The sequence below is a fragment of the Pleurocapsa sp. FMAR1 genome, assembly GCF_963665995.1.
Lineage (GTDB): Bacteria > Cyanobacteriota > Cyanobacteriia > Cyanobacteriales > Xenococcaceae > Waterburya.
The window spans coordinates 791,576-806,286 of record NZ_OY762512.1 but is presented as its reverse complement, the minus strand read 5'-3'; the positions used below and the strand labels follow the sequence as shown (position 1 = coordinate 806,286).

The window sequence follows — 14,711 nt, the reverse complement described above, 5'->3', positions numbered from 1 at the left end:
TATAATTTTTTAACTACCAATGGTTCAAATTGAAAATGAAGCTAACTCTAATGCTCAAGAAGAGAAGCTGCCAGAGGTGCGTTATGAATACAGCAATAATCTAGCTAGCATCCTTAATCATTTGGGAATCACTCTCTTTTTTTTTACCTATCAAGCAGGGAAATTAGGGGTGGTTACGGCTAAAGACAATACTTCCAATATTAGTTTTCATAACTTTAACTAGCATAGAATAACGCCAAGAACGCATACCAAAACCAAGATTGCTTTTGTCTATCAACATTTCCATCTTGCGTGTAAATTCGCCATTGCCATCACGAAGCAAGAATACGTTTTCGACTCTTTGCTATTTACCCCACTTGAACATTACAAAAGCAAAGTAAATTTTTCTACTAATATAAGCGATCGCGTGACAAAAAGATGATAATTATAAACAAATAATGTATCAATTTTGAGGGGAATTCAGCCTAAAAATGGCTTTAAAAGAAGTTGTGACAATTTACTTGTAAACTCCCTCAGATTTGGACATCACACATACATAATCTCGACTCCTTAAGCGAACAGGGCGAAGAAAATTTAAATCAAAACAACTGTTCTTGGCGAGAAAGACTTATCGTTTTGATGAGCTTATTTGATACAACTCAAACAGTTAACAGTTACACATATCGCAGAGGCATAGATTAGATCGATGGAAAACAATTCAAGTCAAGTTGTACTAGTTAAAGATATTTTTCCTGGTAGTGATGATTCTTATCCCAGGGACTTGACCAAGTTTAACGACCAGCTGTATTTTACGGCAGACGATGGTGAAAATGGCGGCGAACTCTGGGTCAGCGACGGCACAACTGAGGGTACTCAATTAGTTAAAGATATTTTGCCTGGTAGTGGTAATTCTTATGGTGGTCCTTCTCCTGGGTATTATGGTGCTCCTTCTCCTAGGTATTTGACCGAGTTTAACGACCAGCTGTATTTCACGGCTGTAGATGGTGAAAATGGCGGCGAACTCTGGGTCAGCGACGGCACAACTGAGGGTACTCAATTAGTTAAAGATATTCGCCCTGGTAGTGATGGATCTTTTCCTAATAACTTTACCGAGTTTAACGACCAGCTGTATTTCACGGCTGTAGATGGTGAAAATGGCGGCGAACTCTGGGTCAGCGACGGCACAACTGAGGGTACTCAATTAGTTGAAGATATTTATCCTGGTTTTAATGGTTCTTATCCCGGTTACTTGACCGAGTTTAACGACCAGCTGTATTTCTCGGCTAAAGATGGTGAAAATGGCGGCGAACTCTGGGTCAGCGACGGCACAACTGAGGGGACTCAATTAGTTAAAGATATCAATCCTGGTAGTAATAATTATGGTAGTGCTAATAGTTCTTATCCTTTTGACTTGACCGAGTTTAACGACCAGCTGTATTTCACGGCTAGAGATGGTAAAAATGGCAGAGAACTTTGGGTAAGCGACGGCACAACCGATGGTACTCAATTAGTTAAAGATATCAATCCTGGTAGTGGTAATTCTTATCCTAATAACTTTACCGAGTTTAACGACCAGCTGTATTTCACGGCTGTAGATGGTGAAAATGGTAGGGAACTCTGGGTCAGCGACGGCACAACTGAGGGGACTCAATTAGTTAAAGATATCAATCCTGGTAGTGATAGTTCTTATCCCTCTGACTTTACCGAGTTTAACGACCAGCTATATTTCACCGCTGACGATGGTGAAAATGGCTACGAGCTATGGGTCAGCGACGGTACAACTGAGGGGACTCAATTAGTTAAAGATATCAATCCTGGTAGTGATGGTTCTTATCCTGGAGACTTGACCGAGTTTAACGACCAGCTGTATTTCAGGCTGTAGATGGTGAAAATGGCGGCGAACTCTGGGTCAGCGACGGCACAACTGAGGGTACTCAATTAGTTGAAGATATTCGCCCTGGTAGTAATGGTTCTTATCCCTCTAACTTGACCGAGTTTAACGACCAGCTGTTTTTTACGGCTAATGATGGTGAAAATGGCAGGGAACTATTTAAGTTAATTGTTGATGATTCAACTACCACTAATATCATTACTGGTACGAATGATTCTGACAACCTTGTTGGTACAGATGGTGCAGACCAAATTGAAGGCGGTAACGGCAATGATAAGCTAGTCGGTGGTGCGGGTAATGATACTCTCCTTGGCGGTAATGGCAAAGATAAGCTAGTCGGTGGTGCGGGTAATGATACTCTCCTTGGCGGTAATGGCAATGATAAGCTAGTCGGTGGTGCGGGTAACGATTGCCTCGATGGTGGTAACGGCAAAGATAAGCTAGTCGGTGATGCGGGTAATGATACTCTCCTTGGCGGTAATGGCAATGATAAGCTAGTCGGTGGTGCGGGTAACGATTGCCTCGATGGTGGCAATGGTAAAGATATTCTCCTTGGCGGTAATGGTAATGATATCTTTATTCTTGCTGGCGATCGCCCGAAAGACACTATTCTTGATTTTGACTTAAAAAGCGATCGCCTTAGTTTACTGGGAAGTTTAGAATTGGACGACCTAACTTTTTCGGGAAATACTATTCAAGCAGGTGAGGAAATATTAGCAACCTTGAATGGTGTGAATACTGAAGACCTTACGCCCGATAACTTTTTGTGATCGCAATTGGCAGAGGTTTAGATCTACTAAACCTTTTTTAGACTTTATACCATGATTGTTTATTTTTAATTATTAATAATTATTCCATTGATCAAAAAGCTTTTAGTTATCAACTTTTAGCTAAAAATTAGCGCGCGAAGCCCTTTATTGCTTCAAAATACATCAATAGTAAAGTTTTAATAAGAAGGATTTTAGGCGGTTAAAATAACTGTAGACTAATTGTAGTTTTGAAATAATAATTTGAAAAAACAAATTACCCAAACAAGTTTACTTGGCATAAATTATCTATCTAATCGACAATAAATAATTTATTAATCAATCAAGCAAAATTCAAATGGAAAACAATTCTTCTCAAGTTGTATTAGTTAAAGATATTAATCCTGGTAGTGATAGTTCTGGTCCCAGGGACTTGAGCGAGTTTAACGACCAGCTGTATTTCACGGCTTGATGGTGAAAATGGCAAGAACTCTGGGTCAGCGATGGCACAACCGAAGGTACTCAATTAGTTAAAGATATTTATCCTGGTCGTGGCCCTTTTGTTTATAATTATAGTCCTTACGGTTATGCTACGTATTCTTATCCCGATAACTTGACCGAGTTTAACAACAAGTTATATTTTACGGCTGATGATGGTGAAAATGGCACGAACTATGGGTCAGCGATGGCACAACTGAAGGTACTCAATTAGTTAAAGATATTAATTCTGGTAGTTACGGTTCTTATAGTTACGGTTCTTATCTTTACCCGACCGAGTTTAACGATAAGCTGTATTTCAGGGCTGATGATGGTGAAAATGGCGCAGAACTCTGGGTCAGCGACGGCACAACCGAAGGTACTCAATTAGTTAAAGATATTAATCCTGGTAGTTATGGTTATGGTTCTTATCCCTCTTACTTGATCGAGTTTAACAACAAGTTATATTTCCAGGCTGAACGATGGTGAAAATGGCAGAGAACTATGGGTCAGCGACGGCACAACCGAAGGTACTCAATTAGTTAAAGATATTTATCCTGGTGGTACTGATTACTACGGATTGCTTTTACCAATAGTTCTTATCTTTGGCTTGACCGAGTTTAACAACAAGTTATATTTCTCGGCTAAAGATGGTGAAAATGGCTCAGAGCTATGGGTCAGCGACGGCACAACCGAAGGTACTCAATTAGTTAAAGATATTAATCCTGATGGTGGTTATTATAGTAATTCTTATCCCAGGGACTTAACCGAGATTGACAATAAGCTATATTTCCACGGCTAACGATGGTGAAAATGGCAGAGAACTCTGGGTCAGCGACGGCACAACCGAAGGTACTCAATTAGTTAAAGATATTAATCCTGGTAGTAATGGTTCTTATCCCGATGACTTGAGCGAGTTTAACAACCAGCTATATTTCCACGGCTAACGATGGTGAAAATGGCAGAGAACTCTGGGTCAGCGACGGCACAACCGAAGGTACTCAATTAGTTAAAGATATTAATCCTGGTGGTGATGGTTCTAATCCCTCTAACTTGACCGAGTTTAACAACAAGTTATATTTTCGGCTGATGATGGTGAAAATGGCGACGAGCTATGGGTCAGCGATGGCACAACTGAGGGTACTCATTTAGTTGAAGATATTAATCCTGGTAGTGATGATTCTTTTCCCGGTAACTTTACCGAGTTTAACAACCAGCTGTATTTTAGTGCTGACGATGGTGAAAATGGCAGGGAACTATTTAAGTTAATTGTTGATGATTCAACTACTACTAATATCATTACTGGTACGAATGGCTCTGACAACCTTGTTGGTACAGATGGTGCAGACCAAATTGAAGGCGGTAAACGGTAAAGATACTTTAGACGGCAGTGGTGGAAATGATACTCTCCTTGGCGGTAACGGTAAAGATAACCTAGTCGGCGATCTTCTAGTGCTGGTAACGGTAGATCTTAACTAGATGGCGGTAATGGTAAAGATAACCTAGATCTTCTAGGCAATGGTGGAAATGATACTCTCCTTGGCGGTAACGGTAAAGATATCTTGACTGGAGGTGCTGGTAACGATCTTCTAGATGGCGGTAACGGTAAAGATGTCTTGACTGGCGGTGCTGGCGAAGATATTTTTGTGCTGAGATGTGGTGAAGGGAAAGATAGTATTACGATTTTGAACTGGGAAGCGATTCCGTAACCGTATATTTTTCGGCTCAACTTGGTTCGGCTGGTTTAGAGTTTAATGACTTAACTCTGACTGGAAATACTCTAAAAGTTGGTGATCGAGTCTTGGCAACTTTTACTGGGGTCGATACCGAACAACTAACGGCTGCTGATTTTGACCTAATCTAATGATTTATTTGAGGAGGTTTAGCAGATTCAAACCTCCTCTATACTTTTAGAGCTAATTAATTTTTGATTTTATTGTAATTTTTTAACTACCAATGGTTCAAATTGAAAATGAAGCTAACTCTAATGCTCAAGAAGAGAAGCTGCGAGAGGTGCGTTATGAATACAGCAATAATCTAGCTAGCATTCTTAATCATTTGGGAATCACTCTCTTTTTTTCTACCTATCAAGCAGGGAAATTAGGGGTGGTTACGGCTAAAGACAATACTCCCAATATTAGTTTTCATAACTTCGATCGGGCAATGGGAATGGCAATAAGTCCTACGCAAATGGCAGTGGGTGGCAAAGATTGGGTGTATTTCTTAAAAAATGATTCTAAATTAGCTCCTCAAATAGAACCTCCAGGCACTTATGATGCTTGCTTCTTGACTAAAGGTGGACAATACACGGGAGATATTTCAATTCATGATTTAGCTTGGGGAAATAAGGAATTGTGGATGGTAAACACGCGGTTTTCTTGTCTTTGCACCTTAAGTAATAACTATAACTTTATGCCTCAATGGCGACCAGCTTTTATTAGTGCGATCGCTCCAGAAGATCGTTGTCATTTAAATGGTGTGGCTATGGTCGAAGGGATGCCAAAATACGTTACCGTCATGGGGAAAACTGATACCCCTGGAGGTTGGCGAGACAACAAAGCTACTGATGGCTGCATTTTAGAAGTTCCTAGCAGCAAAGTAATTACTGAAGGTTTAGCCATGCCTCACTCCCCCAGAATGTATCAAAATCGTTTATGGGTACTCAATTCAGGTCATGGTGAATTGATTACAGTCGATATAGCTTCTGGAAAACATACAAAAATTGTCTGTTTACCTGGCTATACACGCGGTTTAGCACTTGCAGGCAAGTATGCTTTTGTTGGTTTATCTAAGATTCGAGAAACGGCTGTTTTTGGCAATTTACCAATTGGCGATCGCTTTAAGGAATTGAAATGTGGTATAGCGATCGTCGATCTCCAAGCACAAAAAATGATTAGTAGCTTAGAATTTCAAGCAGGGGTAGACGAGATTTTTGATGTCCAAATTGCTAAATTTCCTTCGGCAATAATTTCTGGTCCTCATGCCACAACCGATGGAGCAAATCAAATTTGGTCGCTACCAGCCAGTGCATCTCAGTAATTTACTTTACGCTTAATGTGAATAAAAAGATGCTTAATTTAAAATTTATCTGTCAAAACCGTGATTTGTTCCTGGGGGAACTTTCCCCCAGACCCCCTGTCGGGGACGTTACGTCGTCCCCAAACCCCTCACGTAAAAGTTAAACCAATGCTTTTGCTCTAATAAATTTGTTTGGGCTTAAGTCCTTAAAAATTTTTTTATTTCCAAAATATTAATATTTTATTTCTTCTGCCCACTTTAAGAATTTTAGGTTGATAATCAAAAACTAATTCACATTAGACGTACTAGATACTCATACAATAAGCTGCTAAAATCTCAACGCAGTTAGCGATCGCACCGAGATGAGCAATTTCATAACCGTGGGTATTTTGAGTTGGAAAACTCAAACAAGCTCCCCGACAGACATGACCAAACTTCATGGCGATCGAAGCATCACTACCAAAACCATCAATAACTGCTAGCTGAAGGGGAATATTAGCTTTAGTAGCTGCCAGACGAATTTCTGCATTAAGATATTCATCATAAACACCATAGCTATCTTGAGAGAGCAATACTGGAGCTATTCCTGATTCAATCGGATACTCATCGGCTAAAGGGCAAATTTCTAAGGCAATTAATGCCTCTAACTTCTGGTTTTGGGTAAAGTACAATGCACCAATTGCCCCTACTTCTTCTTTGGCTGAGGCGACTAAATAAATATCTACAGGCGGGTTTTGAATTCTGGCAGCCAATTCTAATAAAATAGCCACAGAAGCTTTATTATCAAGAGTATAGCTAGCAATATAGTCCTTAAGACGAAAAGGCTGTTTGCGATGTTTGCCCACTACTACTCTTGTCCCTGGACGCACTCCTAAAGCTGCTAGTTCTTCTAAATCACATTTAGTTTCTACCCAGGCATCCTCCCAGATCAAAGGAGTATCTAGCTGTTGCGCTTTTTGGGGTGACTCATGGGAAACATGACGTGAACCAAAAGATAAAATACCGCTGATTACTTCTCGATCGCCCAGGATATCTACTACTCCTTCTCCATATACCCAGGGAAATGAGCCTCCTAAACGGCGCACCTGTAAACAGCCATTAGGATCAATGGATTTAACGATCATGCCAATTTCATCCTTATGAGCAGTAATTGCGATCGCCCGATCGGCATCTTTACCAGGAATTTTGGCAATTATGTTACCTGCCGAGTCCTGATAATGTTCGACATTCAAAGCAGTAAAGCGATCGGCTAGCTCTAGATCTATTTCACCTTCCACGCCACTAGGAGAATGAGCTAAAACTAATTCCTTGATCGTGTCAAAAAGGCGATCGTAATCTAAAGCTGGTTTACTACCATTACTTTCCATTTTTAGGATATTACTAATTTGAAGGCTGACACCAATTATATTACTGTTTGTAGCTCCATTTTTTATTTATTAACAAGAAATCTAGTTATGATCAATTATGCTGTCAGTATCTTCTGATATCTCTTGTTCTGAGCTTTCTGTAATTTCTAAATTCTCTGGATGATTACAGATCTGTAGCAGTTTGCTGGCCTCATCCGCAGCTAGAGGACGACCAAACCAATAGCCCTGCATTTGTTGGCAATTCAATTGACATAGCAAATCTACTTGCTCTTGGGTTTCTACGCCTTCTGCCACTACTCTCAAGTTAAATCCCTCACCCAATTCTATTAATGCAGCTATAATTGCTAAATCTTGAGGATTATCAGTTAATTGTTGAACCAGAAAACGATCTATTTTCAGCGTATTTAAGGGAAACTGTTTTAGATATTCCAGAGTCGAAAATCCTGCTGTAAAACTATCAACAGCGATATGCACCCCTAAAGAATGTAGCTGGTTTAGTATATAATTACTATGATCTACATTTTCCATTAAGCTAATGGCACTAATCTCAAGCTCCAATAATTGAGGTTCTAAAGCAGTTTCTGCCAGTATTTCGGCAATTTTTTGCGTTAAATCAGGCTGTTGAAATTGAACAGAGGATAGACTTACCGTAATTTTGGCTGATGGTAATCCTTGTGATTGCCAAGCCTTATTTTGGCTACAGGCTTGGCGAATTGCCCATTCTCCAATTGGTATAATTAATTTTGACTTTTCGGCTGATTTAATAAAATTAGTGGGAGTAACTAAGCCCAATTCTGGGTGTTGCCAACGTAACAGAGCTTCAATAGCCTCTAGTTTGCCAGTGTCAACATTAATTTGTGGCTGATAGTACAGTCTAAACTCTTGTCTATCTAATCCTTGTTTAAGCAAGGCTTCCATTTCTAAAGCTACCAAAGCTTGAGAATTCATTGCTTCATCGTAAAACTGATAACTCTTTTTGTTTTGACGAGCGCGTTCTAATGCGGTGTTGGCACTGGCTAATAAAATCTCCCCTTCATCACCGTCTTGAGGATAAATTGCAATACCAATAGTGCTATCGGCATTAACTCTAGTTTCGCCAATCTTGAAAGATTGCCCAATTAATTCTTTTATTCTTTGATTAATTTTGACTACTTCTTCGACGTTGACAATTTGCGGTAATAGTAAAGCAAACTTATTTTCCTGCCACTGAATAACCGTATCTCCTGCACGTAAACAGGTTTTTAGTCTTTCTTGTAAAGTATATAACAACTGATTGACTTTTTCGGTATCAATAATTGCTTGAATATCGGTCAAGGAATTAAGCTGGCAAAACATCACTGCCAATAGCTTTTGGCTTCTTTTAGCATTGGCGATCGCCGTTATTACCTGTTGGTTGAATATCTCTCGTTCAGATATGTTTACTGAAACAAAAGAATCAGGCAGAATTCTAGATTCCGCTTGATTCTTAATAATCAAACATATTTTTTCATCTGCCTCAGAACTAATCAAGCTTATGTTTACAAGCGCATTAACTATATTGCCATTTTGCTTTTTAAATAGGCAGTCTCCAGTATAGTCTTGCTTTTCGGCAATTACTCTTTTGAGAACTGTGGCAAACTTATCTGATTCGTTACTTAGCTCATAAACGTTCATCTGTAGCATTTCCACATCAGAATATCCCAGCAGATTACTACAGGCTAGGTTAGATTCTACTATTTGTTTGGTTGCCGATTCAGCTATGATAATTCCTTCAGCAATTTGCTCAGTTATTTGGTTATAAAGAGTTATTTTTTGCTGTAGTTTCGTCTCTAGGGTTTTTTGAGCAGTAACATCTACTATATAATTCCTAATTGCTTTTTTTTCTGGTAAATAATAAGCAGTTTGCTGAAAAGTTTTATTGCCTATATTGACCTCACGAGTAATTATATTATCGTTACCTTGATGGTATTTAGCAATTAAATTTGCTAATAAAGGATGATCTAGTTTTTGATGATGTATGTCTTTAAAATTAATAATGCCAGCCGAATTAATGTAGATGATATTGCCGTATAAATCTATTTCTATAATTGGTTGAGGACTAAGTTCAGCTAAAGAAGTTTGCACAGAAGCAGCTAAAGGCTTGAGTGTACTTACCTCTTGCTGAGAAACTTGTGGGGGATTAACAATCGTATCTTTATTGACTATATCGTTTGCTGGTGGCAAACTAGGCTTGATTTGCTGTTGAGAAGAAGTATTTTTGGCTGAGTTAGCAGATGTTCGATATGTAACCTGAGCTTCTGCGCTAAACTGAATCGTGTCTGCCGATTTTAATTCGTGAACTAAGCTTTTTTTGCCATTAACATAAATTCCATTACGACTTCTATTGCCCTGTAAATCTCCGTCTAGTACCCAATAAGAACATTTGTTAGTTTTTAGATCGGTTCTGCGTAAAAGAGTGGCATGATTGCGAGAAGTCTTTTGGCAAGAAAGAACAATATCATTACTAGAGTGCCTACCAATAGAATAAGTTGCAGCATCAAGATTAATTTCTCTTTTAAGAGAAGGATCTTCAATTACTAATATATGGTGTAACTGATCTAAACTATCCATTGTGTTGTTTGGGTTTAATGTGTTTATTTCGCTTTGACAATTAACTAGAGTCACAGATTATTTTGATTGGCGAAAGCTGTGTCATAAGCATCCTTTTTATCTTCCAATGGGGGAACTCCGCCTTATAAACGGAAGGGCGCATGAACAATTATATTTTTTAGCTCTTGATTTGCCGACACCGAAAACAATGTTGAAAAGCATATTTTCTGTAAGATTAATTGCGAGTCATAAACTGACTTACCATATATTAAATACATTAGATGTTATTGGTAGCTGTTTATATTGTTCCCGAAAGCGAGAAAAAATTATCAGCCAGAATACAATTATCCATTTCCTATTATTAATGAATTGTTAATCTTGGGCAAATACTGGTGAATTTGCGGTTAGCCGATCGAGTCAATCACGAATAGGCTGGGATAGATGAGTGGTTAATTAATTGATGTTGGCAAGGGTTTGGAGTGCAGCGATCGCTGGTATTGATGCGATTAAAGTAGGGGTAGAGGTTGATGTTTCGGGAGGACTGCCCAAGATCATCGTTGTCGGACTACCCGACATTGCGGTACAAGAATCGCGCGAGCGAGTCAAAGCTGCTCTAAAAAATGCTGATTTTGCCTTTCCTGTGCGTAAAATTGTAATTAATCTCACCCCCGCAGACCTACGTAAAGAAGGACCTTGTTTTGATTTGCCTATTAGTGTTGGCATTTTAGCAGCATCAGAACAGGTAGATCCGCAATTATTAGGGGATCATTTATTCTATGGCGAGGTTTCGCTCGACGGCACTTTAAGAGCAGTTTCAGGCGTTTTACCTGTTGCAGCAGCAGCCTCTAAAATGGGAATTGCGGGATTGATTGTGCCTCTAGGTAATGCCCAAGAAGCAGCCGTGGTTCAGGATATTGATGTATACGGATTTGAAAATTTAGGTCAGGTAGCTAACTTTCTTAATCAGCCAGACAAGTATCAGCCTGTAGTGCCAGCCGAACAACCACCTGACCAACAAACTTGGTCGCACATACCTAATTTAAAAGATGTCAAGGGACAGGTTCAGGCTAGACGAGCTTTGGAGATTGCTGCAGCAGGCGGACATAACCTGATTTTTGTTGGTCCCCCTGGGAGTGGTAAAACTATGTTGGCAAAGCGTCTGCCTGGAATTTTACCCAGCCTTTCTTTTCCTGAAGCTTTGGAAGTTTCGCAAATTCATTCTGTTGCAGGTTTACTTAAAGATCGAGGTCGATTGATTACGGTCAGACCATTTCGTAGCCCCCACCATTCCGCATCAGGGCCATCTTTAGTAGGTGGCGGTAGCTATCCTCGCCCTGGAGAAATATCTTTGGCACACAAGGGTATACTTTTTTTGGACGAACTTACGGAATTCAAACGTAATGTTTTAGAGTATTTACGTCAACCCCTTGAAGATGGTCAGGTAACAATTTCACGTACTCGTCAATCGGTGGTGTTTCCTGCTCAGTTTACATTAATTGCCAGCACCAATCCCTGTCCCTGTGGATACTTTGGCGATTCGATCCAAAATTGTACCTGTTCTCCTCGCCACAGGGAGAACTATTGGGCTAAATTGTCGGGACCTCTGATGGATCGGATTGATTTGCAGGTGGCGGTAAATCGTCTCCAGCCAAAAGAAATGACCAGACAAAGTACGGGCGAAGATTCTGAACTAGTAAGAATCAGGGTGATTGCTGCTCGTAAACTGGCAGAACAGCGTTTTCAGGGTGAAAAAGGAATTAGCTGTAATGCTGAAATGCGATCGCTTCATCTACGAGATTTTTGTAACTTAGATGATGCTAGCCGTAATTTATTAGAGGCAGCTATTCGCAAGCTGGGTTTATCTGCCAGGGCGATGGATCGGGTTTTAAAAGTATCTCGTACTATTGCCGATTTAGCAGGCGATCGCAATTTGCAGAGTAATCATTTAGCAGAAGCAATTCAATATCGCACCATTGATAGAATGCAGTGATGTTAAATCCTGTTGGCGAGTAATCAATTATCAATTATCAATTATCAATTGAACTTAGTATTTAAATACTATTTGATTGCTAAAATTAACCTACACTTTTCTTGAGATAATAAATGCTATCTTCCCAGCAGCAGAGCGTTGATAACTCCTCAATTCTTAATCAAGCAGAGCGATCGCAATGGTTAGAACAGCAACTTCAGCTATTGCGGAGTAGTTTGCGAACAGGACAGCAGGGTTTAGGGAACTGGCAAGGGGGAGAAATGGCAGTGTCGGCTGTACCAGGGGCAGGTAAGTCTCATAGTTTGTCGGTGGCAGCAGCAATAGCTATAGCCCAAAACCAGCTACACAGCCGAAGACAGCTAATAGTTGTTACCTACACACGTTCGGCAGCAGCCAATATTAAAAGTAAAATACGCGATCGCTTAAAAGATTTAAAGCTGCCTCCTGGAGGCTTCGTGGTGCATACTCTCCACGGTTTAGCTCTCAATATTGCTAACTCTAGAAAAGAACTATCAGGACTAAATCTAGACAACGTAACTATTGTCGTCCCTAATACGGGACATCGGATTATTCGCGGGGCGGTGGAAAGATGGATCGCCAATCATCCCGTTGAATATCAAAGACTGTTGGAAGGGGTGCAGTTTGATGGGGAGGAAACAGAAAGATTGCGTCGTCAGTCGGTATTGCGGACTGAGGTATTGCCCAGCCTGACTCATACGGTTGTAAGGGAAGCTAAGAGTTCGGGTTTGTTGCCAGAACAGTTATTAGAATTGAGTCAAGATGCTACTGACGAGTATGGCATTTTAAATATTGCAGCAGGACTATATCAAGAATATCAGCAGCTAATGCGATCGCAAGATCTAATTGACTATGACGATCTGATCTTGGCAGCGTTAAAGGTGCTGGAATATCCGCCCATGCAGATGCTTTGGCAAAATCAGGTTTATGGCGTATTTGAAGACGAGGCGCAAGATTCTAGTCCCCTTCAGTCAAAGCTAATTTCTATCTTGGCGGGTAACGCTGGTGAACCTAATTCTTCTCCTAATTTGGTGCGGGTTGGAGATCCAAATCAAGCTATCAACTCCACCTTCACTCCTGCCGATCCTATTTACTTCAACTGGTTTTGTGAAACCTGTAAGCAGCAAAACAGCCTGACAACTATGAATCAGGCGGGGCGCAGCAGCAAGATAATTATTGATAGCGCAAATTTTGTGGTGCATTGGGTAAATCAACTGTGGTCAGATAATAAACCAGAAGAGAATCAGCCATTATTACCTTTTCGTCTGCAAAATATTGTTGAAGTTGAGCCTAACGATCCGCAACCAGATGCTAATCCTCAGCCAGAAGGTAGTGGCGTAGTTATTATTCACCCTGATGATGTTTACCAGACGGCAGAATTGATTGGTAAACAGGCGATCGCTTTATTTAAAGATTATCCCGATCGCAATGCTGCAATTTTGGTGCGCGAAAATCGTCAGGCGCGTTTCTTGGCTGAGGAATTAGCTTATCTACAAAGAGAACATCAAATAAATATTTACGAAGTAGCAGAAAGTGAAAGATATTCGCAAATACCAGGGGAAATTCTCAAGCTACTTCAGTTTATCGATCGCCCTCACTCTTCAGACAATCTTAAGGCTGCTTTAGAAGTACTTGAGCAAAGGAGTCTTATTCCGACTCAAGATCTTAATGCCCTTGCCACTTCTCCCGAACAGTTTCTTTATCCTACCCCTTTGCATCCAGAACAAAAACCCCAGGTAATCACAGCCCGTCGCTACTGTTGTAACTTGCTGCGCGCCCGCATGGAGTTGCCCCACTACCAATTAATTCCCTTTTTGGGCATGACGCTTACCTACACTGGTTCAGAATTAGCCACGGTGCAAAAGCTTTCAGAAAAGGTTAGTCGGCAAATTACGGGGCGTAGTTCCCTCAAAGCAGCCATTGAGACTTTAGAAGAGATCGTCAACTCAGAAAATTTTGAGGCAGTCGAAGAAGACGATGGCGATCGCTATACTCGCCCAGGACAAATTACCATCATCACCATGCACAAGGCAAAGGGGCTAGATTGGGACTATGTATTTATCCCTTTTCTCCACCAAGATACTATACCTGGACAACCTTGGATACCCAACGCAGGTAAATTCTTAGGCAGCTTTACCCTTTCTGAAGTTGCTCGCGCGCAAATTCGCTCTTTGGTACATCACCAATATATAGCCCCAGATAAGCCGCAAACTATTCCCTTGCCAAGCAAGGCTTGGCAAGAAGCCGTCAGGCTAAAACAAGCAGAAGAATATCGACTGTTATATGTGGCAATGACTAGAGCAAAACGTCTTTTATGGATGTCCGCAGCCGACTTAGGCCCGTTTCGCTGGAGTGTTTTTAGCGTAGACAAACCAAATTTACAGCTAAAGAAACCCTGCCCTGTTTTACCCGCGTTAGTCCGTTACTTACGAAATAATACTAAGTTGCGCTCATAGAAACAATATTATCTCGCGCAAAGACGCAAAGACGCAAAGGAAAGCGCAGATAGTAAAGTTACATAGTTGAACACAACTTGGTATAAGTAGGTGGGTGGAATTAAATGTAAAACAAGCGTAAGCAAGATATTACGATCTATTTTTTTTATTCATTACTCATTACTCGTTACTCGTTACTCATTGCTGAGACTATCTTCTAAT

The 14,711-nt window shown here is 40.4% G+C and carries 15 protein-coding genes and 1 pseudogene; 13 read left to right on the top strand and 3 right to left on the bottom strand.

Translation table 11 applies throughout. From position 1 onward, the window contains the following. The first annotated feature begins 19 nt into the window (after positions 1-19). Positions 20-223 (top strand): hypothetical protein, encoded by a 204-nt coding sequence (locus tag SLP02_RS03990; RefSeq protein ID WP_319419357.1) that lies wholly within the window; start codon positions 20-22, stop codon positions 221-223. Here SLP02_RS03990 and SLP02_RS26515 read toward each other — a convergent pair. After that, positions 218-373, bottom strand: a pseudogene (locus SLP02_RS26515) (peroxiredoxin); the annotation flags it as partial. The gene SLP02_RS03990 and the pseudogene SLP02_RS26515 sit on opposite strands and share 6 nt — an antisense overlap. A gap of 312 nt (positions 374-685) precedes the next feature. On the opposite strand from SLP02_RS26515, the gene SLP02_RS03985 reads away from it, so the two are divergent. The 10 genes from SLP02_RS03985 (at position 686) to SLP02_RS03955 (ending at position 6,132) form a co-directional block, all read left to right on the top strand. Next, positions 686-1,861: an ELWxxDGT repeat protein gene (locus SLP02_RS03985; RefSeq protein WP_319419356.1), complete on the top strand. Its 1,176-nt coding sequence runs from the start codon at positions 686-688 to the stop codon at positions 1,859-1,861. 104 nt (positions 1,862-1,965) lie between these two features. After that, positions 1,966-2,640 carry a calcium-binding protein gene (locus tag SLP02_RS03980; RefSeq protein ID WP_319419355.1) on the top strand — a complete coding sequence of 225 codons (675 nt, stop codon included), beginning with the start codon at positions 1,966-1,968 and terminating at the stop codon, positions 2,638-2,640. Positions 2,641-3,336: 696 nt separating this feature from the next. Beyond that, a complete protein-coding gene (locus SLP02_RS26510; RefSeq protein WP_413467325.1) occupies positions 3,337-3,582 on the top strand; it encodes an ELWxxDGT repeat protein in 246 nt (81 codons plus the stop codon). A gap of 91 nt (positions 3,583-3,673) precedes the next feature. Next, complete coding sequence (locus SLP02_RS03975; RefSeq protein ID WP_319419354.1) at positions 3,674-3,895, top strand: ELWxxDGT repeat protein; 222 nt, start codon at positions 3,674-3,676, stop codon at positions 3,893-3,895. Next, a complete protein-coding gene (locus SLP02_RS03970; protein WP_319419353.1) occupies positions 3,867-4,040 on the top strand; it encodes an ELWxxDGT repeat protein in 174 nt (57 codons plus the stop codon). The genes SLP02_RS03975 and SLP02_RS03970 overlap by 29 nt, the downstream gene beginning before the upstream one ends. After that, positions 4,027-4,245, top strand: coding sequence for an ELWxxDGT repeat protein (locus tag SLP02_RS26505; protein ID WP_413467324.1), 219 nt, complete (start codon positions 4,027-4,029; stop codon positions 4,243-4,245). The genes SLP02_RS03970 and SLP02_RS26505 overlap by 14 nt, the downstream gene beginning before the upstream one ends. Continuing rightward, entirely contained in the window at positions 4,170-4,466 is a 297-nt protein-coding gene (locus tag SLP02_RS26500) for an ELWxxDGT repeat protein (RefSeq protein WP_413467323.1), read from the top strand. The genes SLP02_RS26505 and SLP02_RS26500 overlap by 76 nt, the downstream gene beginning before the upstream one ends. Then, on the top strand, positions 4,369-4,572 hold the full coding sequence (locus tag SLP02_RS03965; protein WP_319419352.1) for a hypothetical protein: 204 nt from the start codon (positions 4,369-4,371) through the stop codon (positions 4,570-4,572). Before SLP02_RS26500 ends, SLP02_RS03965 begins: the two co-directional genes overlap by 98 nt. 83 nt (positions 4,573-4,655) lie before the next feature. Continuing rightward, positions 4,656-4,802, top strand: coding sequence for a hypothetical protein (locus SLP02_RS03960; RefSeq protein ID WP_413467103.1), 147 nt, complete (start codon positions 4,656-4,658; stop codon positions 4,800-4,802). A gap of 247 nt (positions 4,803-5,049) precedes the next feature. Then, on the top strand, positions 5,050-6,132 hold the full coding sequence (locus SLP02_RS03955; RefSeq protein ID WP_319419351.1) for a TIGR03032 family protein: 1,083 nt from the start codon (positions 5,050-5,052) through the stop codon (positions 6,130-6,132). 284 nt (positions 6,133-6,416) lie between these two features. On the opposite strand, the gene SLP02_RS03950 is transcribed toward SLP02_RS03955, so the two are convergent. Continuing rightward, positions 6,417-7,478, bottom strand: a complete 1,062-nt coding sequence (locus SLP02_RS03950; RefSeq protein ID WP_319419350.1) for a M42 family metallopeptidase — start codon at positions 7,476-7,478, stop codon at positions 6,417-6,419. A gap of 81 nt (positions 7,479-7,559) precedes the next feature. Next, positions 7,560-10,067: an EAL domain-containing protein gene (locus tag SLP02_RS03945; RefSeq protein WP_319419349.1), complete on the bottom strand. Its 2,508-nt coding sequence runs from the start codon at positions 10,065-10,067 to the stop codon at positions 7,560-7,562. Positions 10,068-10,506: 439 nt separating this feature from the next. Here SLP02_RS03945 and SLP02_RS03940 point away from each other — a divergent pair, with 439 nt between their 5' ends. Both SLP02_RS03940 and SLP02_RS03935 read left to right on the top strand, forming a co-directional pair. Next, positions 10,507-12,036, top strand: coding sequence for a YifB family Mg chelatase-like AAA ATPase (locus tag SLP02_RS03940; protein ID WP_319419348.1), 1,530 nt, complete (start codon positions 10,507-10,509; stop codon positions 12,034-12,036). 113 nt (positions 12,037-12,149) lie between these two features. Continuing rightward, entirely contained in the window at positions 12,150-14,510 is a 2,361-nt protein-coding gene (locus SLP02_RS03935; protein ID WP_319419347.1) for an ATP-dependent helicase, read from the top strand. The last annotated feature ends 201 nt before the right edge of the window (positions 14,511-14,711 follow it).

What these genes read in the sequence shown, in the direction of transcription:
- SLP02_RS03990 (WP_319419357.1), top strand. Translation starts at nt 20, where the DNA reads ATGGTTCAAATTGAAAATGAAGCTAACTCTAATGCTCAAGAAGAGAAG.
- SLP02_RS03985 (WP_319419356.1), top strand. Translation starts at nt 686, where the DNA reads ATGGAAAACAATTCAAGTCAAGTTGTACTAGTTAAAGATATTTTTCCT.
- SLP02_RS03965 (WP_319419352.1), top strand. Translation starts at nt 4,369, where the DNA reads ATGATTCAACTACTACTAATATCATTACTGGTACGAATGGCTCTGACA.
- SLP02_RS03955 (WP_319419351.1), top strand. Translation starts at nt 5,050, where the DNA reads ATGGTTCAAATTGAAAATGAAGCTAACTCTAATGCTCAAGAAGAGAAG.
- SLP02_RS03950 (WP_319419350.1), bottom strand. Translation starts at nt 7,478, where the DNA reads ATGGAAAGTAATGGTAGTAAACCAGCTTTAGATTACGATCGCCTTTTT.
- SLP02_RS03945 (WP_319419349.1), bottom strand. Translation starts at nt 10,067, where the DNA reads ATGGATAGTTTAGATCAGTTACACCATATATTAGTAATTGAAGATCCT.
- SLP02_RS03940 (WP_319419348.1), top strand. Translation starts at nt 10,507, where the DNA reads ATGTTGGCAAGGGTTTGGAGTGCAGCGATCGCTGGTATTGATGCGATT.
- SLP02_RS03935 (WP_319419347.1), top strand. Translation starts at nt 12,150, where the DNA reads ATGCTATCTTCCCAGCAGCAGAGCGTTGATAACTCCTCAATTCTTAAT.